General features: G+C 33.6%; 21 protein-coding genes. 7 read left to right on the top strand and 14 right to left on the bottom strand.

Translation table 11 applies throughout. From position 1 onward, the window contains the following. Positions 1 to 11 precede the first annotated feature (11 nt). Complete coding sequence (locus tag E0F91_RS00640; protein WP_132064455.1) at positions 12 to 1,190, top strand: Pycsar system effector family protein; 1,179 nt, start codon at positions 12 to 14, stop codon at positions 1,188 to 1,190. Positions 1,191 to 1,192: 2 nt separating this feature from the next. Here the strand turns inward: E0F91_RS00640 and E0F91_RS00635 are convergent, their stop codons facing one another. The 9 genes from E0F91_RS00635 to E0F91_RS00595 form a co-directional block, all read right to left on the bottom strand. Then, entirely contained in the window at positions 1,193 to 3,556 is a 2,364-nt protein-coding gene (locus E0F91_RS00635; RefSeq protein WP_132064454.1) for a GAF domain-containing protein, read from the bottom strand. Between the two features lie 168 nt (positions 3,557 to 3,724). Then, positions 3,725 to 4,783, bottom strand: coding sequence for a nucleoid-associated protein (locus E0F91_RS00630; RefSeq protein WP_132064453.1), 1,059 nt, complete (start codon positions 4,781 to 4,783; stop codon positions 3,725 to 3,727). A 47-nt stretch (positions 4,784 to 4,830) separates the two neighbouring features. Then, a complete protein-coding gene (locus E0F91_RS00625) occupies positions 4,831 to 5,190 on the bottom strand; it encodes a four helix bundle protein (protein ID WP_132064452.1) in 360 nt (119 codons plus the stop codon). 62 nt (positions 5,191 to 5,252) lie between these two features. Further along, positions 5,253 to 5,792 carry an IS1096 element passenger TnpR family protein gene (locus tag E0F91_RS00620; RefSeq protein ID WP_132064451.1) on the bottom strand — a complete coding sequence of 180 codons (540 nt, stop codon included), beginning with the start codon at positions 5,790 to 5,792 and terminating at the stop codon, positions 5,253 to 5,255. Positions 5,793 to 5,972: 180 nt separating this feature from the next. Then, positions 5,973 to 6,590, bottom strand: coding sequence for an HPP family protein (locus E0F91_RS00615; RefSeq protein ID WP_132064450.1), 618 nt, complete (start codon positions 6,588 to 6,590; stop codon positions 5,973 to 5,975). 6 nt (positions 6,591 to 6,596) lie between these two features. After that, positions 6,597 to 7,877, bottom strand: coding sequence for a chloride channel protein (locus E0F91_RS00610; protein ID WP_132064449.1), 1,281 nt, complete (start codon positions 7,875 to 7,877; stop codon positions 6,597 to 6,599). Between the two features lie 128 nt (positions 7,878 to 8,005). Further along, positions 8,006 to 8,395, bottom strand: coding sequence for an SMU1112c/YaeR family gloxylase I-like metalloprotein (gene gloA2 / locus E0F91_RS00605; protein WP_132064448.1), 390 nt, complete (start codon positions 8,393 to 8,395; stop codon positions 8,006 to 8,008). 47 nt (positions 8,396 to 8,442) lie between these two features. Beyond that, positions 8,443 to 8,838, bottom strand: coding sequence for a hypothetical protein (locus tag E0F91_RS00600; RefSeq protein ID WP_132064447.1), 396 nt, complete (start codon positions 8,836 to 8,838; stop codon positions 8,443 to 8,445). 71 nt (positions 8,839 to 8,909) lie between these two features. Next, positions 8,910 to 9,473 (bottom strand): sugar O-acetyltransferase, encoded by a 564-nt coding sequence (locus tag E0F91_RS00595; protein WP_132064446.1) that lies wholly within the window; start codon positions 9,471 to 9,473, stop codon positions 8,910 to 8,912. 270 nt (positions 9,474 to 9,743) lie between these two features. On the opposite strand from E0F91_RS00595, the gene E0F91_RS00590 reads away from it, so the two are divergent. From E0F91_RS00590 to E0F91_RS00565, 6 genes are all read left to right on the top strand, one after another. Further along, positions 9,744 to 11,903 carry a TonB-dependent receptor gene (locus E0F91_RS00590; RefSeq protein WP_132064445.1) on the top strand — a complete coding sequence of 720 codons (2,160 nt, stop codon included), beginning with the start codon at positions 9,744 to 9,746 and terminating at the stop codon, positions 11,901 to 11,903. Between the two features lie 404 nt (positions 11,904 to 12,307). After that, a complete protein-coding gene (locus E0F91_RS00585; protein ID WP_132064444.1) occupies positions 12,308 to 12,928 on the top strand; it encodes a hypothetical protein in 621 nt (206 codons plus the stop codon). A 52-nt stretch (positions 12,929 to 12,980) separates the two neighbouring features. Then, complete coding sequence (locus E0F91_RS00580; protein WP_165930069.1) at positions 12,981 to 14,315, top strand: histidine kinase; 1,335 nt, start codon at positions 12,981 to 12,983, stop codon at positions 14,313 to 14,315. A 19-nt stretch (positions 14,316 to 14,334) separates the two neighbouring features. Continuing rightward, a complete protein-coding gene (locus tag E0F91_RS00575) occupies positions 14,335 to 14,634 on the top strand; it encodes a 2TM domain-containing protein (RefSeq protein ID WP_132064443.1) in 300 nt (99 codons plus the stop codon). A 73-nt stretch (positions 14,635 to 14,707) separates the two neighbouring features. Further along, positions 14,708 to 15,043, top strand: a complete 336-nt coding sequence (locus tag E0F91_RS00570) for a 2TM domain-containing protein (RefSeq protein ID WP_243698812.1) — start codon at positions 14,708 to 14,710, stop codon at positions 15,041 to 15,043. 74 nt (positions 15,044 to 15,117) lie between these two features. Continuing rightward, positions 15,118 to 15,885, top strand: coding sequence for a LytR/AlgR family response regulator transcription factor (locus E0F91_RS00565; protein WP_132064442.1), 768 nt, complete (start codon positions 15,118 to 15,120; stop codon positions 15,883 to 15,885). A gap of 107 nt (positions 15,886 to 15,992) precedes the next feature. Here the strand turns inward: E0F91_RS00565 and E0F91_RS00560 are convergent, their stop codons facing one another. From E0F91_RS00560 to E0F91_RS00540, 5 genes are all read right to left on the bottom strand, one after another. Then, positions 15,993 to 16,175 carry a CsbD family protein gene (locus E0F91_RS00560; RefSeq protein WP_091258074.1) on the bottom strand — a complete coding sequence of 61 codons (183 nt, stop codon included), beginning with the start codon at positions 16,173 to 16,175 and terminating at the stop codon, positions 15,993 to 15,995. A gap of 236 nt (positions 16,176 to 16,411) precedes the next feature. Next, complete coding sequence (locus E0F91_RS00555; protein WP_132064441.1) at positions 16,412 to 17,185, bottom strand: CDP-alcohol phosphatidyltransferase family protein; 774 nt, start codon at positions 17,183 to 17,185, stop codon at positions 16,412 to 16,414. 63 nt (positions 17,186 to 17,248) lie between these two features. After that, positions 17,249 to 18,271 (bottom strand): COX15/CtaA family protein, encoded by a 1,023-nt coding sequence (locus E0F91_RS00550; RefSeq protein ID WP_132064440.1) that lies wholly within the window; start codon positions 18,269 to 18,271, stop codon positions 17,249 to 17,251. Positions 18,272 to 18,322: 51 nt separating this feature from the next. After that, positions 18,323 to 19,744, bottom strand: coding sequence for a CCA tRNA nucleotidyltransferase (locus E0F91_RS00545; protein ID WP_132064439.1), 1,422 nt, complete (start codon positions 19,742 to 19,744; stop codon positions 18,323 to 18,325). Between the two features lie 23 nt (positions 19,745 to 19,767). Then, complete coding sequence (locus E0F91_RS00540; protein WP_132064438.1) at positions 19,768 to 20,160, bottom strand: GxxExxY protein; 393 nt, start codon at positions 20,158 to 20,160, stop codon at positions 19,768 to 19,770. Positions 20,161 to 20,171: the final 11 nt, after the last annotated feature.

The raw sequence follows: 20,171 nt of genomic DNA, 5'->3' as shown, positions 1-20,171 counted from the left end.
AAAATATGTCCATGAATCTAGTAGAACAGGCCAAAGATTATGTTGAAAAATTGTTCAAAGATAAACTTTCTTCCTTATATACCTATCATAATATAAATCACACAATAGATGTTGTTGCAGCGGTCAATATACTCGTCGCTACTGAAAATATTGATTCTTCCGATAAAGAAATTTTGCTCATTGCTGCATGGTTTCATGACACAGGATATATTAATGGTTGTTGTAATCATGAAGAAAGTAGTGTTACTATCGTTACTGATTTTTTAATTAATTATTTAAAATCAACAAGTTACATATCTAAAGTAGCAGACTTGATTCGGTCAACAACCTACGAACATATTCCTAAAACAAAGTGTGAAAAAATAATAAGGGATGCGGATTACTTCCATCTCTCAAAATCTGATTATAATACAAGCTGTAACGCTTTGCGATTAGAGTGGCAAAATGTAAGCAAAAAAACCTTTACTGATGCCGAATGGATTACTGAAAACATAGATTTTCTTACCAATAGACATCGCTATTATACTGATTTTGCATTGAACAATTGGCAACCATTAAAGGATAAAAATATAAAACAGCTTCAGAAAAAAAGAACCAAAATGGAATTGAATAGTACTAAAGATTTAGAAAAGGAATTAAAAAAACGGGAAAAGGAGGAGAAGCCGGATCGCGCTATTGATACTTTGTTTCGGGTAACGTTGAATAATCATACTAGTTTAAGCGGTATTGCTGATAGTAAAGCTAATATTCTTCTTTCTGTAAATGCGATTATAATTTCAATTGCACTTTCTACTCTAATACCAAAATTAGACAGTCCAAGGAATGCACACCTGATGATTCCTACTTTTATAATGTTGATTTCTAGTGTGATTACTATTGTTTTTGCAATACTTTCAACACGACCAAAAGTCACTAAAGGGATTTTTACCCGCCAAGATATCGAAGATAAAAAAGTGAATTTACTTTTTTTTGGAAATTTTTATAAAATGGATTTGACAGAATACCAATGGGCCATGAATGAAATGATGAAAGACAAGGAATACCTGTACAATTCAATGATTAAAGATTTGTATTTTTTAGGAGTGGTTCTCGAAAAAAAATACCGTTTGTTACGAGTTGCCTATAATTTTTTTATGATAGGAATTGTTTTATCCGTTATTGCTTTTGTCATCGCTTTCAAAATGGTGTAAGCTTAGTTTAATTCATCCAACAAATCTTGGTATGAAAAGTTTTTTTGAGTTTCGTCTGAAAATTTATTGCTAACTTTTACACGAATGGCTCTAAGTCCTGAAACTCCTTGTAATTCCTCTACTTCAAATTGCTCCACAGTCGGTTCCAAAATATTTTTGAATTGTAAAAACTTGATGTAATTCAAATATTCAGTTTCTTCATTATTGTGAGAGTACACAATTGTGATCTTTTCTTTTTCGGTAATCCGTTCTTTGGTTCCTTTGATATTGGCTTTGTCAATGCGTTTTTTTACCACTTCATAACGGGCATTGTAGGTTCCATCAACATCAAAACGTTTTTCGTCCATTCTAAATCGGATCGATATTGGGGAACTAAAAACTAAAATGAGTGAAGTTACATCAAGTTCATACGGTAAAGAATATTTCAATTGGTGGTGTTCCAATTCCATTTCGCACAAAGTTTGCAACTGCCACAACCTCAAATTATGAAGGTACATTGTGTCAAAAGGTTTTGAGGGAGCAATTGAAGATCCAATGTATAAATTGTGTTCTACACCATCTGTTTTAAAACGTTCGTAATAATGAGGATATATTTTTTGTGCTTCTGCTTGTTTTTTATCAAGAATAGAAGCTAATTTTTTATTGATAATCGACATGGCGTTATCGAATTTCTTTCTGGAATGATAAAACATTCCTGATTTTTCATCCAGACTCTCAAAATAATTTTTCTCCAAAGTCTCTCCAGCAGCATCCGATTTGGTATTTCTTAATATAGGATGGATTTCATTTTCAATATAAAGCTGAATTTGTTGTTCTGTATCTGCTTTTAAAGGGGAATCCAGTTGTTTTAAAAGAGATTGCAATTCAAACTTTCGTTGTTCCAATAATACTAAATTGGTTAGAGATTTTTGATTTTCAAAGATCTCGATTACGGCGTTTAATTGGTTCTTTAAATCCTCTTTTACCGTTTCGTTTCGGTGATTGGAGGAGCCTTTAATATCAATTTGTCCATACAACGGATAGACTTCTTTGAATACAATTTCTTTAAAAATATAATCCCTAGTTTGCGTTTGAAAATATTTCTGAGCTTCTTTACGAAATTTCCAATATACACTGGGGTGAATGGCTGTATATTCTCTTTGGATTATTGCCTCAATTTGATTTTGCATATCGGTGTTGTACCGCTCTACCGTATCAATTAAATAGGGTAAAATCAGATCCAATTTACTGGCATTAATACTGTTTAGTGCTCGAGGACTTGCAGAAACGAGCTCTACCACTCCTAAAAGCATTCCGTTTTTTATAATTGGAGCAAAAATACAACTCTGAATATTTTGTTTTAATAAATGATTGCCTAGTATCTGGTTTCCGGGTTCGAATGCAAATTTTTCAACATTAGAAACGGATAATGCTTTATTATTTTCTAATAAATTTTCAAAAGAGCAACCCAACAGTACATTTTTACAAGTTACTTCTTCTGTGTTAGACAGTATAAAACTACTCAGACTGGTATCATTCAAACTAGGTTTTACAAATTTATCTTCTTCTGCATTGTAAATAATTACGCCAACTCTTAAATCGGCTATTTTGAAAATAGAACGAAAAATAGATTCGAAATTTTCTTGTAGCGCTATTTGTTCTCTTTCCGGTTTTAAGAGATTACTCTTCAACTTAGAAATAGAACTTTCTGTAGTTGCATCAAAAAGAATAGCGATGCCAAAACCTTTCATAATCCAACTTTCAACTGGAAATTTCTCTTTCCATAAAGCAAGGTCATCATAATTATCCATCAACAAATCGATGTCATCTTGTGATAGTTTTGGTGCTTTCTCTGTTGCAATAATTTCTAAAAAATCAGCATTGTACAAAATACGATATTGATTCATGATTCCTTTTTTGTTTGGAATATCGTAAAATAAAGGTTTGTTAAAATCAATTTTCTGACCGTAAAATTCATTCAAAATCAGCGTACAACTCATTACGTAAAATTGATGCTCATCAAAATCACGTATTGCCATGTCAAATAAAACACCCGCTTCGTTTACTATTTTTTTGAAACGTTCGGTGTAATTAAAAGTAAAATTCTGAAATGGAATCGTAACGGCCTTGATTTCATTGTTCGTTAAAGCGGTCGGGAATAAATCAGCCAGTAAATATTGGATTAAAGTTTCGTTTTCACTTATTAAACTCAAATCTTCAATACCTGTTCTGAATTCAGGAAAAGGGGCAACTTCTTTTAGTAATGCTTTGGCATAATTTGCTCGATAATCTACATTGGTAACTGCAATTTCCTCTAGAGCTTCGATGAGCTTATGAAATGAAATCAAGGTTTTGAACGGACTTTCTTTGAAAAAATTATGCGTCATTTTTGATAGATTTGAAGTTGTAAATTTACAAAGAAACCAAATTTGAGTGGTTGATTTTTGCGTTTATTTAAAAAAAAATCTCCAACTACTTTCGTAATTGGAGATTTACATATTTATTATTATCACTTTTTAAACTGCGACTGAATCTTAAAAATTAATTACTACTAACTAACTTTTCTCTTCTTTATTGAAATAAACTAAGTAATAATACATTTGTTTTTCCTCGTCCCAGCCTTTTTCTACATATTTCTCCGCACTTTCAGGATTGATAAAATCCATTTTTATTTGGATGTGCGTATCTAAATTAATGACGTTTTTGATGGACTTTCGCGCATCAGAAACCGCTGCATTCGCAATAGGGAATGAGGTGACATCTTCAATGCTGTATTTCTCTCCTTTGTCGACTTTATAGTTTTTAAACTCAGGAATTAAGTCTGGATTGTCTAAAACTTCATTTAGGAAATTCGTTTCTTCAAACTGATCGTTTTTAGCAAAATAATTCACGGAACGGTTCATAAACATCACTTCTTCTTTCTTATCTTCAGCTGGAAAAACAACATCTTTCGCAAAGTTCTGACAGAATTTAAGGTATTTTTTAGTGATGAAGTTTTCATCTTCAAAAGCATCCACAGATAAGAAATGCTCCAGCCAATATCTGGCATCATAACGATTGCTGTCAACAGTCAGGATTTTGTAACCTTCTTCTTTTTTGTAGTTAAAGATAATGCATCCTTTGTCTAGTTTATTCAAACTCACACCATGTTGTAAAATCATCTCTAAATGGGAAGCTTTTTCTTCAAACTGCAAAAAGTCAGCTTGAATTTCACTTTTGAAAATCCCTATAGCGTCAACCACATTATTATCGATACTTACATTGGTTAAATAAGTAACATATACTTCACCATTCTTGATGTGCGGATGATTCGACTGCTCAAATAAGTGTGAGGTGATTTTTTTAGAAACGTCATGAATTGTACTTGGATTATCAAAAACTTCCGTTGCAAATTTGAACATGTCGTTATAGTCCAAATCAACTTCATGTGCAAACTGAAAATAGTTTTCTTCTTTTTCTCTAAAAGGTTTAAAGAAAAATTCTTTCATCAAAGGCACAATCTCATCATTCAGATTAAACGGTTGCTCTGATAAAAAAATCGCTTCGTTTCTACTTTTATTTCCCACTCTATGAATGGATAAGTTTTCGATGTGGGTGTTGTATAAGTTGATCATGGTTTTTTTGAGTTTCAAAGGAGCAAAGAGACAAAGAAATTAAGGTTTTAAATTCGCTCTTTTATTTTTCTAATGAATGAACTTAACATTCTTTCTATTTCTCTGCTTTCTTCGTATATTTTGTTAAATTGAATTTCGTTTGTGTATTTTAGATTAAATGATATTTCAAGTTGTGTTTGTATTTCAAATAATGAAGCTATTGCAATATTCAAGAATTTTAAATAATCTTTATTACCATCTCTGCCATAACCTTCAGCAATATTACTCGGAATTGAGACTGAGCTTCTCCTGATTTGCGAAGTTAAACCGTAAATTTCTTCTTTTGGAAATGAATTTGTTAACTGATAGATATCGGTAACTAAAACCATAGATTTTTGCCAAATCAGTAAGTCTCTAAATGTACTCATGTTCTTATATTTTTAAAACCTTTGCAACTTTGCACCTTAGTAGCTAGCACCTTCTTCAAGGATTAATTCCAATTCTCCTCAAATCCATAATCTTCAAAACTGTCATCGCCTTCAAACATGTCCAGATCATCTTCGTCTAAGCCATCTTCAAATTCATCATTGTAATCATCTGCATTGTCGGATTCAAAGTTTTTTTCCATCGCTTCGTCAGGCATTTCACCATGAGAAAAAATAGTTTCAGGATATAAATTACCAACAACTTGATCTTCTACAGCAGCAAGTTCCACAAGGAACGTCCACATATTGATGAAGTCATATACATAAAGAATTTTAGTGTTTTGCTTATCTAAAATATCCGATAATTGGTAATCGCTCATGACCTTTTGTTCGCCGGGAACATCACCGGTATCAAAAAGTGAAATCTCCTCTTCTTGATTCCAAGTTTCATCACAAGTATAAAAAGAAGCCACTTCCATTCCATCAAAACCGAAAGAATTGAAAATAGCGTTGTGTAAATCTTCTAAAGTATCGTCTTCAAGTATTGCAATGTCCCTAAAAACATCTTCTTCCGCGTCTAGAATCACTCTAAATTTATATACCATAATCTTTGTTTTTATTGAAAGGCCAAAGGTAAAATATAATTTTAGATTTAGATTTCAGATTTTCGATTTGTTGATAATATTTTTGCGTATGCGGAAGTAAGAAAACAATCAAGATGATACTATTTCAACAAAATATAAAAAAGTAAATCTTGTTTTAAAACGAATTAAGTACACAGGAAGTTATAATTTTTGGTCGTTGTGTTTAATTTTAAAAACACTTACAACTCTTTTTCGGAACTGATGGTATTTTTTATGAGTCGGATATTGTCTATTTGATGTCATATTATTAAAAACCAAAGCTACAGCAAGCAAAATTAGTACGCCGCTCAATACCGGGGAGAGTACATACCAATAGCCCATATTTTTAATTTCATTTGAACCAGTAACTGCAATTAGAGCAGTTGCGCCGCCTGGTGGGTGTAAAGTTTTCGTTATTTGCATAAAAACAATAGACAAAGAAACGGCAAGCGGGGCGGTTATCCAAACTAGATCCGGAACAAATTGATACACGGTAACGCCTATAATTGCAGAAATTAAGTGTCCTCCAATAAGGTTTCTCGGCTGCGCCAATGGACTTTGGATTACGCCATAAACTAAAACACTGGAGGCGCCAAAGGAACCAATTAAATAAACAACATCAGATTGCGGTAACGTTTGGGATTGCAAATAAGCGAGTATTCCTATGCCTATAAAAGAACCGAGAAAAGCCCAGAAATGTTCTGTGAAATCAACCAATGTTTCTTTGTACAGAATGTATTTTGTTTTGCGGTAACTCCTTTTTATTTTTTGAACTGCCATCGATAATTATTTTGCTAAACTGGGAGAATATGAGTAAACGGTGAACGGATAAATCATTTTAGCCGTGTATTTTGAGATTAAACACACCACTAGAATTGGTAGAAACAACGTGTAATCATTGGTTAAACCACACACTAAAAATAGGGCGGTAAAAGGCGCATGAATACTGGCACTCAAAACGGCTGCCATTCCTATTATGACGAAATTTATTGGAATTACATTGGCATTGAAATACTGATTTAAAATTAAAGCAAGTAGCAATCCTAAAAAAGCTCCTATAAACAAACTTGGTGCAAAAACGCCGCCATCTCCTCCTGAAGCTAAAGTGGCTGAGGTAACAATAGGTTTCAAAACTAAAATTCCAATGAAAGTGAGTATCATTGACATTGAAAATACCATTCCATTTGGATTGATTAAAATAGTTTTGATGGCATGATAGCCTTCGCCATAAAGCTGTGGAAATACAAAAAGGGAAACACTTAAAATTACGGATCCAAAGATGATTTTGTAATAGTGTACTTTTATTTTAGAAAATTGTGCTTTAAAAAATAACACACAACGGGTTAAATAAACAGAATTTATTCCTGCTATAATTCCAAGCAGTATAAAGTAGGGAATAGCTCTTAAATGCCAAGTCATATTATATATTGCAAACAAAGGTTTTTCGTCCAATAAATGAAGGAGTCCAAAAGCGATTGAAACAGCGATTAGATTGGTTAGTATAAATGCCCGAGTTACTTTTTTTGAAATTACTTCCAATGAAAATAAAAGGCCGGCAATAGGACTGCTGAATAATGCGGTAATTCCGGCAGCAATTCCCGCACATATTAACTCGGTTTTGTATTGTCGGAATGCATTTTGTTTTCTTTGTGCCACAGAACCTATTGTAGCCGAAGCAACAACTGTCGAGACTTCTATTCCTGTAGAGCCACCAAAAACGACAGTCAATAAGCCGTTAATGAAATGAGAAGGAATTTTATAACTGGGTAAATTATTCGAAGGAGAATTAGTGCTTTCAAAGACTTCTTTTATGCCTTTATTTTCCTTTTTCTTGAATACATATTCCCGTAGAAAATAGATAATTGACAATCCAAAAACGGGGAAAACAACAAAAAATAATGGATTTACAATCGTTTGATGAAAAAAGATTTCTTCATAATATTCCGTAGTGTTTTTTAAAACAACACCTAAAAAAGCAGAAAGAAAACCAATTAGTATGGATACAATAACTAGTTTTTGAAGTTTAATGAAGCGATAGTTCTCTTTGATTTGTGTGGTATTGTTCATTTGAAAAATTAATTTTCTGAGTAATACAAAATTAAAGAAACATAATCGGAATCAAATAAAGAAAATGGATAGACTATTTTCTTTTGTGATTTAGGTATTATTTTGACTTTTTTACAAACAAAAACGCCTTATTTTTCATAAAACTCTACCGGTAAGTTATCTGGATCTGCGATAAAGAAGAAGCTTTTTTGAGTAAATTCATCAATACGAATTGCTTCTGCAGTAATACTTTGATGCACTAAAAAATCTCGTGTTTTTTGGATGTCATTGACTTCAAATGCTAAATGGCGTAGTCCAGCCGCTTCAGGTGTGGAAGGACGTTTTGGTGGATTTGGAAAAGAAAACAATTCAATCACAAACTCTCCGTTAAGTGCCAAATCAAGTTTATACGATTGTCTTTCCTCACGATAAATTTCTTGAATAATTGTGAGTCCTAAGATGTTTGTATAGAACCTTTTTGATTTTTGATAATCGGAGCAAATAATGGCAATATGGTGAACTTTATTGAGTTGAAGCATTTGTATTATAATGAAAAAGCCTAATCGGTTGATTAGGCTTTAGGTTTTTATTTTTTTGCGTCAGAACAAAGTCCCACAATTTCATGAAAAGTGTCGTGTAAATCCGTAATTGATTTCACAATTGCAGCGTCAGTTCCATTTGACTTTACTAATTTGTGAAGTGCTTTACTTTTTAGTTGCAGTCGTTCTGCTGAAGCTAAAATAGCGTTCGTTCTAAATTCTGTTGGAATATCAGATTTTAATAACATCGCTGCTTTGTTCATCATTTCTTCTGAACGTGCTTTTATTGGCGCCACATTTCCTTCTTCTGCCGGATGGAAAGTTTGCGACATTACTTCGTGAAATTCTTTTATGGCAGGCCACTTATCAAAAGTGGATTGTGCCGAAACTGAGTTTGCGACAATGATAAGTGCCAAGACTAAAAATGTTTTAAGATGTTTCATTATGATTTGTTTAAGTTGTTATAACAAAGATAGGAAAATTTAGTTTTGAGAAATTGCAATTCCAATATTCATCATTCATTCAATTTCCGAATCACTTTCGCCGGATTTCCAACCGCCAATGAATTGTCAGGAATGTCTTTTGTAACTACTGAACCTGCACCAATCACGCAGCCATTTCCAATCGTAATTCCGGGACAAATAACGGAATTTCCGCCAATCCAGCAATCATCACCAATGGTTATAGGTAAGGCATTTTCTAGCGTTTTTCTCAATTCAGCTTCCAGCGGATGTGTGGCGGTATACAACTGTACATTGGGTGCAAAAAACACATTTGAGCCAATAGTAACTTTGGCACAGTCTAAAACAACGCAGTTTACATTGAAATAAACATTTTCGCCACAACTGATATTGTATCCGTAATCGCAATGAAATGGTGGTTCAATATAAAAATTTGCACCGGCATTCGGAATCAACTCTTTGATTATTTCCCGCGCTTTCTTGGTCACTCGGTATTCTGTGACATTCAATCGGTGCAGTAAGTTCTTAGCCCTGCGACGGTCTTTTACTAAAACAGGATCAACAGCTGAATAATAGTCTCCGGCAATCATCTTTTCTTTTTCGGTTTGATCTTCCATACATTTTTTATTTTTTGGGCATGCCCTTCGCAAAAGCTGCGGTCGGGCTATCCGTTTCAATCTTTATTTTCTCGTTTTGACAACGAGAAAATAAAGGATTTCCACTGCTATCCCTCATGCAAATCGCTTCCGTTTTCATTAGACTTGCTGTAAATATAACAGAAAAATAAATTCTCTACAATTCATCCGTTGATTTCAACAGTTCAGAACAGTATAGTTTTTCATCGGTAGTCGTCCTGCTACATTTGCTTCATCATAAAATCAAATCAAATGAAAACCATTATTACACTAGCCGTTCTTTTTTGTACTACGTTACTTTTTTCACAAACTACAATTTCAGGAAAAGTAGTAGATGAGAAAGGAAAACCCGTTGCAGGTGCTAATGTCTTTATCGAAGGCACGTATGATGGTACTTCAACTACCGAAACCGGTGCATTTAGTTTTACAACTGCAACCATGGGTAATCAAACATTGGTCGTTAGTTTCTTGATCTTTGAAACTTCAAAAACAGTAATTGACGTGGCTAATTTCCAAAACAAAACCATCAAACTTCGAGAAAGCGTAACATCTCTAGATGCGGTTGTGATAACGGCCGGAACATTAGAAGCGGGAGACAAAGCCAGAGTTTCTGTTCTAAAACCCTTGGATATCGTTACTACAGCGGGTTCTGCTGGAAATATTATTGCCGCTTTACAAACCTTGCCAGGAACACAAACGGTAGGCGAGGATGGGCGATTGTTTGTTCGTGGCGGCGAGGCCAATGAAACACAAACCTTTGTAGATGGAATTCGGGTGGCGCAACCGTATGGCGCAAGTACAAATAACGTACCTACACGAGGCCGATTTTCTCCTTTTTTATTTAGCGGAATCTCCTTTTCTACTGGCGGATACTCAGCAGAATATGGCGAAGCACTTTCCAGTGTTTTGTTATTGAATACCCAAGATGAACCAGACCAAAACAAAACCGAAATCTCTTTGATGACCGTTGGTCTGGGACTTGCTAATACGCAAAAATGGAAAAAAAGTTCCTTGAGTGTTAATGCAAATTACTTGAATTTAGCTCCGTATCAAGCTGTGATTCCTCAAAATGTTAATTGGAATAGTCCTTTTCAATCCTTGTCTGGCGAAACCGTGTACCGCTATAATTTCAACAACGGAATTTTGAAAGTGTACGCTGCTTTTGATTCGTCTAAATTCGATATCAATCAAGAGAACATCAATTCACCAGAGAAAATCAGAGTCGATTTAAACAATAATAATTTCTATTTTAACTCGTCGTACAAAGGCGTTTTTGGGAACAACTGGCAAATTACTTCAGGGTTGAGTTATGGTTACAGTAACAACAAAATAAATTTGGATTCAGATAAAGTGGCGAATGATGAAAATGCGGCCCATTTGAAATTAAAATTAAGAAAAAGTTTTTCGGACCGATTGAAATTGTCTTTTGGAGCGGATTATTTTGTAACACAATTCAAGGAAGATTTTAATCCTACTTCCGGTTCGGTTTTCACCAATGGGTACGATTCAAACATAGCCGCTATATATACCGAAGCAGATATTTTCTTCTCTAAAAAATGGGCTGCAAAAGTAGGAGTACGGGCTTCAAACAATGATTTGCTAAATGAAACGGCTATTTCTCCCCGAATTTCTTTTGCGTATAAAATGGCTAAAAACAGTCAATTCTCCTTTGCTTATGGCGATTTCACCCAAACTCCAAGTGCAGAATATATCAAATATTCCAATAGCAATCAGTTTGAAAGTGAAAAAGCGTCGCATTACATTTTGAATTTTCAGTACAATAAAAACGGAAAAACGTTTCGTGCCGAAACCTATTATAAAGACTATCGTGATTTAGTGAAATTTGATACTCAAATGGCAGCTTATAATTCGGTTTATGATAATTCGGGTTCTGGTTACGCAAAAGGTTTAGACTTGTTCTGGAGAGACGGAACATCCATCAAAAACTTAGAATATTGGGTTTCCTATTCGTACATCGATACAGAAAGAGATTATAAAAATTTCAGTTCTCAAGTGACGCCAAGTTTCGTTGCGGATCACAGTTTATCAATTGTTACGAAATATTGGATAAACGACTGGAAATCGCAAATAGGTTTTACAAACTCCTACAGTTCTGGACGACCATACAACAATCCAAACGAAACGAAATTTATGAATGGAAAAACAAAATCGTACAACAGCTTAAGTTTCAACTGGGCGTATTTATTGAGTCAACAAAAGATTTTGTATTTCTCAGTTTCCAATGTTTTAGGAACTCAAAATGTATTTGGATATGAATACGCGAATAAGCCAAACGATGCAGGCGTTTTTAATAGAAAAGAAATCATTCCTACAGCTGATCGGTTTTTCTTTGTAGGCTTCTTTTGGACGATTAGCAACGACAAAAAAGACAATCAATTGAGGAATTTGTAGGGGAGTCATTAAGTGACGTAGTAATAACGGCAATTTACCTGTTGGGTTTAATTAATTTTCATTGAGCAATATGCGTCACTTCGATTATTTTTATGCAGTGGAACGAAATAAAAATGTACCACCGTCACTTCGAGTATTTTTATGTAGTGGAACGAAATAAAAATCTATCGAGAAGTCGTCTCGTTTATTCAAATGTTCTCGATACACTTTTTCTGCCAAAAGCTATCGCATTTGGCAATAAAAGCACTCGAACTGACGACTTTCTACTGAAATTACAACTCATCCATCAAAATTGACAGTTCAGTATTTATAAATTTTAATCCAATGAAAACCGAGATACTTTTGAAGTATAAATAACACAACGTTTTAATCATCAAAAAATCACCATTTAAAAACAAGAAATCATGACTAAAATTATCACCACAATCGTATTTTTTATCTGTAGTTTAGTATCCGCTCAAGGCCAATTCGAGCAAGGAATGGGAAAAGCCTTCCAGTTATGGGGCGAAGGAAAAAACACGGAAGCTTCAGACCTTTTCGAACGAATTGCAGCAGCCGAAAAAACAAATTGGTTGCCTAATTATTACGTTGCATTAGTAAATACGACCACTGCTTTTAAAACAAAAGACAAAGATCAAATGAATTTATTACTTTCGAAAGCGCAAAAAGCACTGGATATAGAAATGGATAGTAATCCAAATAATGCTGAATTGTTAGTGGTTCAAGCTATGATTCATACGGCCTGGATTGCCTTTGATCCTATGACTAATGGACAAAAATTATCAGGAACTGTAATGGAATTGTACGGAAAAGCACAGGCAATAGCACCAGAAAACCCAAGAGTAGTTTTTAGTAAAGCCGAATTTGAAATGGGTAGTGCTAAATTTTGGGGTACTGATACTAAACCAATGTGTACGCAAATTGAAAAAGCTATTGGACTTTTTGCTACTTTTAAACCTGAAACATCTTTCTCTCCAAAATGGGGTTTAGAAAGAGCCATCGAAGCACAGAAAAATTGTAAATAAGAGAAAAGAAACTTTTTCTTGAATGTAACATCGGAATAAATAGCAAAGTAAAATGAATGTACTATACAAACAACTTCAAAAAGTAATAAAACTAACCCTAATTATATTTATTGTAATTGAAGTGATTAATGTGATTATGGGTAGTGAAGTTCATTTTAACAAAAGGCTTTTGGTTCATTTTTTATTTACAACATTGTATACATTTTCGCTTTACGGAGCTAATGCGTTGCTTTTTGTGAAATTAGACAGCTTTTTTGTAGATCGATTTTCAATTAAACGACTGGTATCAGGGTTTTTAGGTTCTTTTGTAGTCTCATTAGCAGTGATTTTTTTACTGCATGTTTTTGAAGAAGTAGTGTACGGTAATAACTCTTTCGAAAAATTTTTGGCAAACGAAAAGCCTTCGAATTATTTAGCGTCGATTATAATTACTTTTTTTGTGACGTTGTCGGTGCATGCCATTGCTTTTTACAAGGCTTATAATGAAAATAAAGTTAAAGAACAGAAAATCATTGCAGGAACGGCCAACGCAAAATTCGAAAGTTTAAAAAATCAAATTGATCCTCATTTCCTTTTCAATAGTTTGAATGTACTGAGTTCTTTGATCGAAGAAAATCCTGAAAATGCGCAACGATTTACAACTTCCTTATCCAAGATTTATCGTTATGTTTTGGAACAAAAAGACAAGGAATTAGTTTCGGTTGCCGAAGAATTGGCTTTTGCCAAAACGTATATGAATTTATTGAAAATGCGTTTCGAAAATAGTTTGTTTTATGAAATGCCAACAACTGAAATTTCGGCTGAAGCCAAAGTAGTACCGCTTTCTTTGCAGCTTTTATTGGAAAACACGGTGAAGCACAACGTGGTTAGTGAACAAAGACCATTACACATCAGGATTTGTGTAGAAGGCGATTATTTGGCGGTTCAAAATGATTATCAAAAGAAAGAAGTGTTGCAAGAGCGTCAAGGTGTTGGGTTGCAAAATATCATCAATAGATACGGAATTATTACTAAACGAAAGGTTTTGATTGTCCAGAATGAGAAAACATTTACTGTCAAAATACCCATTTTAACCAAACAAATAACCGTCATGGATACAACAAATAATTATAGCGAAAACAACGCCTATTATAAAGCAAAAAAAAGAGTAGAAGAACTCAAGGGATTTTACGGAAACCTGATTTCGTACTGTTGCGTAATTCCTTTTTTAATATTTATCAATTTAAAGTTTTCACCTCATTTTCAGTGGTTTTGGTTTTCAGCAGTGGGATGGGGATTTGGTTTACTAATGCACGCTTTAAAAGTGTATGGTTACAGCTCAAACTGGGAAGAGCGCAAGATTCAAGAAATTTTACAAAAAGAAGACAACAAGAAAAATTGGAATTAAACCCTAAAAAAATTAAATCATGGAAAATACATATCAAAATGACGAGCGCTATTTTAGAGCAAAAAAACAAATTGAAGAAATAAAGGGGTTTTATGGGAACTTGGCTTCTTATATCGTCTTTAACAGCGTATTACTCGTCATTAATCTCGTTACATCACCAGATCATCTTTGGTTTTATTGGCCTTTGTTTGGTTGGGGAATTGGAGTGGTTATACACGGACTGAGAGTGTTTAATTACATGCCTTTTCTAGGTAAAGATTGGGAAAAGCAAAAGATCAAACAGATAATGGATCAGGAAAATAAAAAAAACTGGGAGTAATACGGTTTACCAAACAGGAAATTAGAATATGAATTGTTGAGGTCTAACAAAGTATCATTTAAAATTAAGTACAATGCGAAATAAAGTTGAGATGGATTATAACAACCTCCAATCCGAGGACAGATATGCAGAAGCCCAAAAAAAAGTAAAAAAGTTAAAAGGATTCTATAGCCATTTGATGATTTACATTTTGGTTAACATTTTTATTTTTGTTTTGAATGTTAAGGACCTTTCACCAGGCGAAAGTTATTTTCAACTAGAAAATTTCTTTACTGCATTTTTTTGGGGAATAGGACTATTGTTTCATGGATTATCTGTTTTTGGTGGTAGTATATTTTTTGGAAAAAACTGGGAAGAAAAAAAAATTAAAGAGTTTATGGAGAAAGAAAAAAGTGAAAAATGGGAGTAAAAAGGAGTATTCGTCCCGAAGCTTCGGGAGCACTATTCAGTTAAACAAATAATCACATTAACGATTCTACCTTAATGATCACAATAATAATCGAAGACGAAAAACCAGCAGCTAGATTACTGCAAAGAAAACTGGAAAAACTAAATATTCAAGTAGGAGTGATGTTGCATTCCGTAGAAGAAGCACTCGAATGGTTTTCTAAAAATGAACACCCGGAACTAATTTTTTTAGACATTCAATTATCGGATGGATTGTCTTTTGAAATTTTTGAAAAAGTTGCAATTAAAAGCGCCGTAATCTTTACAACAGCTTATGATGAATATGCGCTTCGTGCCTTCAAATTGAATAGCATCGATTATCTTTTAAAACCTATTGATGAAGATGATTTAGAAGTGGCTGTTGCCAAATTCAAGTCGCTTTTGCCAAAGCAAGAATTACAATCTCAAAACCTTGGAATCGATTTTGAACAAATCAAAAGGATGTTGACCAATCCGTTTGAGAAAAACTATAAAAAACGGTTTACGGTAAAAATAGGCCAACATTTGAAAGTGATTTCCATTGATGAAATTGAATGTTTTTTTAGTGAAAATAAAGGAACCTATTTGCATACTTTTGACAACAGGAATTATTTAATCGAATGTACTTTGGAACTTTTGGAGCAGGAATTAGATCCCGCAGATTTCTTTCGAATCAGTAGAAAATTTATAATTCCGCTGAAAGCAATTAAGGAAATTGTTGTGTACAGCAACTCTCGTTTGAAAGTTATTTTGCCTTCTTATAAAGAGGAAGAAGTGATTGTGAGCAGAGAAAAAGTATCTGATTTTAAGACGTGGATTGGGTAGTTTTACAACATAAAAAAACTGTTTCAATTGAAAGTCAAAATATCCTAAAAGGGAAATTTTTGAATTTAACAATTGAAACAGTTTTAAGTCCGTTTAGGAATTAAAAATTAATCAAATAATGATTTAATTTCTTTCTCTGTCTTGCCTAATTTTTGTTGTAATTTACCCCACATTTCATCTTCTTTTCCTTCTTCGTATAGTAAATCATCATCCGTCAAATCGGCAAATTTTTGTTTAAGTTTTCCTTTCAACTCATTCCAGTTTCCTTCAATCTCTTTTGAATTTGGCATAATATCTAAGTTTTAAATTACTATTTGTTTTTACAAATTTGGCGATTTTAAGCTGTTTGATTGTTATATAATTCTGTGAATCTATTATATAATTCCTATTGATAAGGTGATTTTGTAGGTATTTAGTAAATGTATTAAAACGAAAAATACCTTAAATAATAACTACAAGTGTTTTGTTTTAAAACATTGGTAACATGAATTCTAGATTTTTGATATAGATATTCTCTATGATGAACTTATACCTTAAAAAAAGTCTTTCTAATGCCAATTATCACAAAAATCATTAGGGTAAAAAAGATGAAGAATGGAATGATAAATTCTATTAAACCCATAGGCAATAGTACTGCAATTATCAGTAACTGAAAACCTAAACCGTAAATAGAAACCAACGTCATAAACCAGTTTGGAAAGGTTTTTACCTTGTACGCCTCTTTATCTAATAAGTGAATTATCTTGTCAAAAGTTCCATAAACGATGGTGTAAATTGTAAACAAAATATCCACGGATTTTTGCGTTTCTCCCGGTAAAGCTCTGGGTGATTTGTACTCAAAAATTTTACTTGTTGTGTCTCCACCAACCGATTTATTTCTTAAAATCACATAGTAATAATTGTATAAAGTTCCCTGTAACTGGATGCCAATAAAGGCCAAAAATGTCATCCAAATACTGGTTTGTGAAACGTAACAAATGGTCATTAAAAACAGAAAATTCAGGATGATATCAAACACGCTGTCCAAGTATCTCCCAGTGTAGGAAGGCGTGTTTTTTAAGCGTGCCAATTCGCCATCGGCAGCATCGATTCCAGATTTTAAAACTATAAAAAAACCGGCCCAAAAATACGATCCTTCTAGAATACAATAAATGGCTATCAGACCGGAAACGCCAAAAAGCAATGTTACATGTATGGGTGTGAAACGAGTATTTTTTAATTGATTGGCGAGAAATTTTCCAAAAGTTCTTCCATAATCTGATAAATCTAAAAATTTATCTTGAGCGGCAAGTTTAGACATTTACGTTAATAAGCAAAGAAATGTGACAATATAGTCAGGCAATATAGGTATTGAATTATAATTTTATTTGGATAATCGGTGCAAAGAAAATGTCATTGCGGTCAATAAAAAGAAAGCCATTACCTGATGTAATAATCCCAACCACAATGGCACACCGTATAGCAAAGTAAAGACGCCCAATGCAAATTGTAAAAATACAATTACTACCAATGTTTTAATCCCTTTTTTCTGTAGTACGGTAAGCAGGTGTTTTCGGCTTGTAAAATACAACGCCAAAATAAGTCCTACTACAACATAAGCCATCGTACGATGAACAAATTGAACGCCACTTTTTCCTTCAATGAGATTTAAAAACAGGGTGCTTTTCTCTATAAAAACACTATCGTGAATGAATTGTCCGTCGCTCATCAATGGCCAGTGATTGTGAATTAAACCTGCATTTAGACCCGCAACAAACCCACCATAGATGATTTGTATAATCAGAAAAACTAATGCTACACGTGCAAGATTTCGTAAAGGAACTATTATTTGTGCTTTATTTGGGTAAATTAAGTCTAAAGCTACCCAAAGTGTGTAAGCAAACGTGATAAAGGCAAATGTCAGGTGTAACGCCAGTCTAAAGTGACTTACATCCGGATTGTCAATTAAGCCACTACGAACCATAAACCAACCTAAAAACCCTTGAAATCCGCCCATGAACAACAAAACTACACATTTTTTGATGGTTTCGGTAGAAAGACGTTTCTTGAACAAGAAATACAAAAAAGGAACGATAAATGCTAGACCAATTATTCTACCAATAAACCGGTGAAACCATTCCCAGAAATAGATGAACTTGTAATCACTTAGGGTAAAATCATTGTGTATATTGATTTTTTGATATTCTGGAAATTTTTTATATTCTTCAAAAGCATTCGTCCACTTTTCTTCTGTTAATGGTGGAAAAGTATCGGTAACTAAATGCCAGTCAGTCATGGATAAACCGGAATTGGTTAATCGGGTAATTCCTCCCACTACAACCATCATAAACAATAATAAACATCCTGATAACAACCAAATGATAACGTAATTATTCTCTTTTTTCATTGTTTGAAATTAATTTGTACAAAGATATTTGAAATGTAATTAATTGTTAATTCAACAAGCGTTAATCTTTAATCCAATTTTTGCAGCTCTTTTTAACATGAATTCATAGGCTGCCTCATATTCATTTGGAATTTCTCCTTCAAGAATTGCTTCTTTTATAGCTTCCTTTAGCATTCCAATTTCTTTGGATGGCTTTATGTTGAATTTTTCCATAATTTCTTCACCTGATATGGGTGGTTGGAAATTACGAACTTGGTCACGCTCTTCCACTTCAACAATTTTCTTGCGGACGATTTCGAAATTATTATGGTATTTCTTGAACTTATTTGGATTTTTGGTCGTAATATCTGCTTCGCACAGCGTCATTAAATTCTCAACATCTTCACCTGCATCAAAAACCAAACGGCGCACAGCAGAATCCGTCACCGTATCTTGTGATAATACAATAGGGCGCGAACTCATCATGACCATTTTTTGTACAAATTTCATTTTGTGATTCAATGGCATGTGCAAGCGTTCGAATATCTTTTTTGCCATTTTTCCACCCAGAAACTCATGTCCGTGAAAAGTCCAGCCTTGCTTTTTATTAAAACGTTTCGTTGGCGCTTTACCAATATCGTGTAACAATGCCGACCAGCGCAGCCAAACATCATCCGTATTTGGGCAAATATTGTCAACGACTTCTAATGTGTGGTAGAAATTGTTTTTGTGTGTATGGCCTTCAATTTCCTCCACTTGATTCAGCGCAGTCAATTCGGGAAGAATAATGTCTAAAAGCCCAGTTTTGAACAAAAGTAAAAATCCTACTGAAGGTTTATCTGTCGAAAGGATTTTATTCAATTCATCAACAATGCGTTCTCCGGAAATGATTTTGATTCGGTCTGCGTTTTTGGTTATCGAGTTCAACGAATTTCCTTCGATTTCAAATCCTAATTGATTCGCAAAACGAATGCCTCTCAACATGCGTAACGGATCATCAGAAAAAGTAATATCTGGATCCAGAGGTGTTCTGATTATTTTGTTTTTTAAATCTTCAAGTCCGTTAAAAGGATCGGATAATTCTCCAAAATTCTTAGCGTTTAAAGATAAAGCCAAAGCGTTTATGGTGAAATCGCGGCGGTTTTGATCGTCTTCAAGCGTCCCGTTTTCTACAACAGGATTGCGGCTCTCAAAATGATAGGATTCTTTTCTGGCACCTACAAACTCAATTTCGGTATCTTCAAAGCGCAACATCGCTGTTCCGTAAGTTTTGAAAACCTGAACTTTTGGTTTGTTAGGTAGTAATTGAGATACTTTTAAAGCCAATTCGATTCCGCTACCCACGGCAACAACGTCGATGTCTTTTTTGAAGTCTCTTTTCAAAAGCAAATCTCGCACGAAACCACCAATCACATAACTGTCAACGTTAAGTTCTTGGGAAGCTTGAGAAATGACTTCGAATATCTTATTATGTAATGCTTGTTTGTAGTTCATTGCTTTACCGCAGATTCGCAGATTTATTTTAATTTTTTTGTATTAATTATACGCTTATATTCTAAAGATGTTGCGTTGAAATTTACTAATAAAGCTAGTTCATTATCAGAAATCTTTAAATAATTAAGGCATTGATTATAATGGCTATTGTTGAAACAATCAACAGTTTTAACTTCAAGTATTATACTGTCAAAAACTATAAAGTCAGCGTAAAATTTATGCTGTAAAGTTGTGTTTTTATATTGAACTTGAAACTCTTTTTCACGCTCAAATTTGATCTTATTAGCATTAAATTCGTATTCCAAAGCATCTTTATAAACGATTTCTGAGAAACCTTTTCCTAAATTATTATGTACTTCAAACAGAATTCCTATTATTTTGTATGTTTCATCTTTATTTGAGTATTCTTCTGACATAAAAAATATTA

It is taken from the genome of Flavobacterium sandaracinum (assembly GCF_004349135.1).
Taxonomy (GTDB): domain Bacteria; phylum Bacteroidota; class Bacteroidia; order Flavobacteriales; family Flavobacteriaceae; genus Flavobacterium; species Flavobacterium sandaracinum.
This window is presented reverse-complemented; position numbering and strand designations above follow the sequence as displayed.

Bases quoted from the DNA above. Each gene is read 5' to 3' on its own strand.
- E0F91_RS00625 (WP_132064452.1), bottom strand. From the start codon at position 5,190: ATGAGTACATTTAGAGACTTACTGATTTGGCAAAAATCTATGGTTTTA.
- E0F91_RS00570 (WP_243698812.1), top strand. From the start codon at position 14,708: ATGCGAAATAAAGTTGAGATGGATTATAACAACCTCCAATCCGAGGAC.
- E0F91_RS00545 (WP_132064439.1), bottom strand. From the start codon at position 19,744: ATGAACTACAAACAAGCATTACATAATAAGATATTCGAAGTCATTTCT.
- E0F91_RS00595 (WP_132064446.1), bottom strand. From the start codon at position 9,473: ATGGAAGATCAAACCGAAAAAGAAAAGATGATTGCCGGAGACTATTAT.
- E0F91_RS00635 (WP_132064454.1), bottom strand. From the start codon at position 3,556: ATGACGCATAATTTTTTCAAAGAAAGTCCGTTCAAAACCTTGATTTCA.
- E0F91_RS00630 (WP_132064453.1), bottom strand. From the start codon at position 4,783: ATGATCAACTTATACAACACCCACATCGAAAACTTATCCATTCATAGA.
- E0F91_RS00620 (WP_132064451.1), bottom strand. From the start codon at position 5,792: ATGGTATATAAATTTAGAGTGATTCTAGACGCGGAAGAAGATGTTTTT.
- E0F91_RS00590 (WP_132064445.1), top strand. From the start codon at position 9,744: ATGAAAACCATTATTACACTAGCCGTTCTTTTTTGTACTACGTTACTT.
- E0F91_RS00640 (WP_132064455.1), top strand. From the start codon at position 12: ATGAATCTAGTAGAACAGGCCAAAGATTATGTTGAAAAATTGTTCAAA.
- E0F91_RS00580 (WP_165930069.1), top strand. From the start codon at position 12,981: ATGAATGTACTATACAAACAACTTCAAAAAGTAATAAAACTAACCCTA.
- E0F91_RS00560 (WP_091258074.1), bottom strand. From the start codon at position 16,175: ATGCCAAATTCAAAAGAGATTGAAGGAAACTGGAATGAGTTGAAAGGA.
- E0F91_RS00600 (WP_132064447.1), bottom strand. From the start codon at position 8,838: ATGAAACATCTTAAAACATTTTTAGTCTTGGCACTTATCATTGTCGCA.
- E0F91_RS00550 (WP_132064440.1), bottom strand. From the start codon at position 18,271: ATGAAAAAAGAGAATAATTACGTTATCATTTGGTTGTTATCAGGATGT.
- E0F91_RS00540 (WP_132064438.1), bottom strand. From the start codon at position 20,160: ATGTCAGAAGAATACTCAAATAAAGATGAAACATACAAAATAATAGGA.
- E0F91_RS00610 (WP_132064449.1), bottom strand. From the start codon at position 7,877: ATGAACAATACCACACAAATCAAAGAGAACTATCGCTTCATTAAACTT.
- E0F91_RS00615 (WP_132064450.1), bottom strand. From the start codon at position 6,590: ATGGCAGTTCAAAAAATAAAAAGGAGTTACCGCAAAACAAAATACATT.
- E0F91_RS00575 (WP_132064443.1), top strand. From the start codon at position 14,335: ATGGAAAATACATATCAAAATGACGAGCGCTATTTTAGAGCAAAAAAA.
- gloA2 (WP_132064448.1), bottom strand. From the start codon at position 8,395: ATGCTTCAACTCAATAAAGTTCACCATATTGCCATTATTTGCTCCGAT.
- E0F91_RS00585 (WP_132064444.1), top strand. From the start codon at position 12,308: ATGACTAAAATTATCACCACAATCGTATTTTTTATCTGTAGTTTAGTA.
- E0F91_RS00565 (WP_132064442.1), top strand. From the start codon at position 15,118: ATGATCACAATAATAATCGAAGACGAAAAACCAGCAGCTAGATTACTG.
- E0F91_RS00555 (WP_132064441.1), bottom strand. From the start codon at position 17,185: ATGTCTAAACTTGCCGCTCAAGATAAATTTTTAGATTTATCAGATTAT.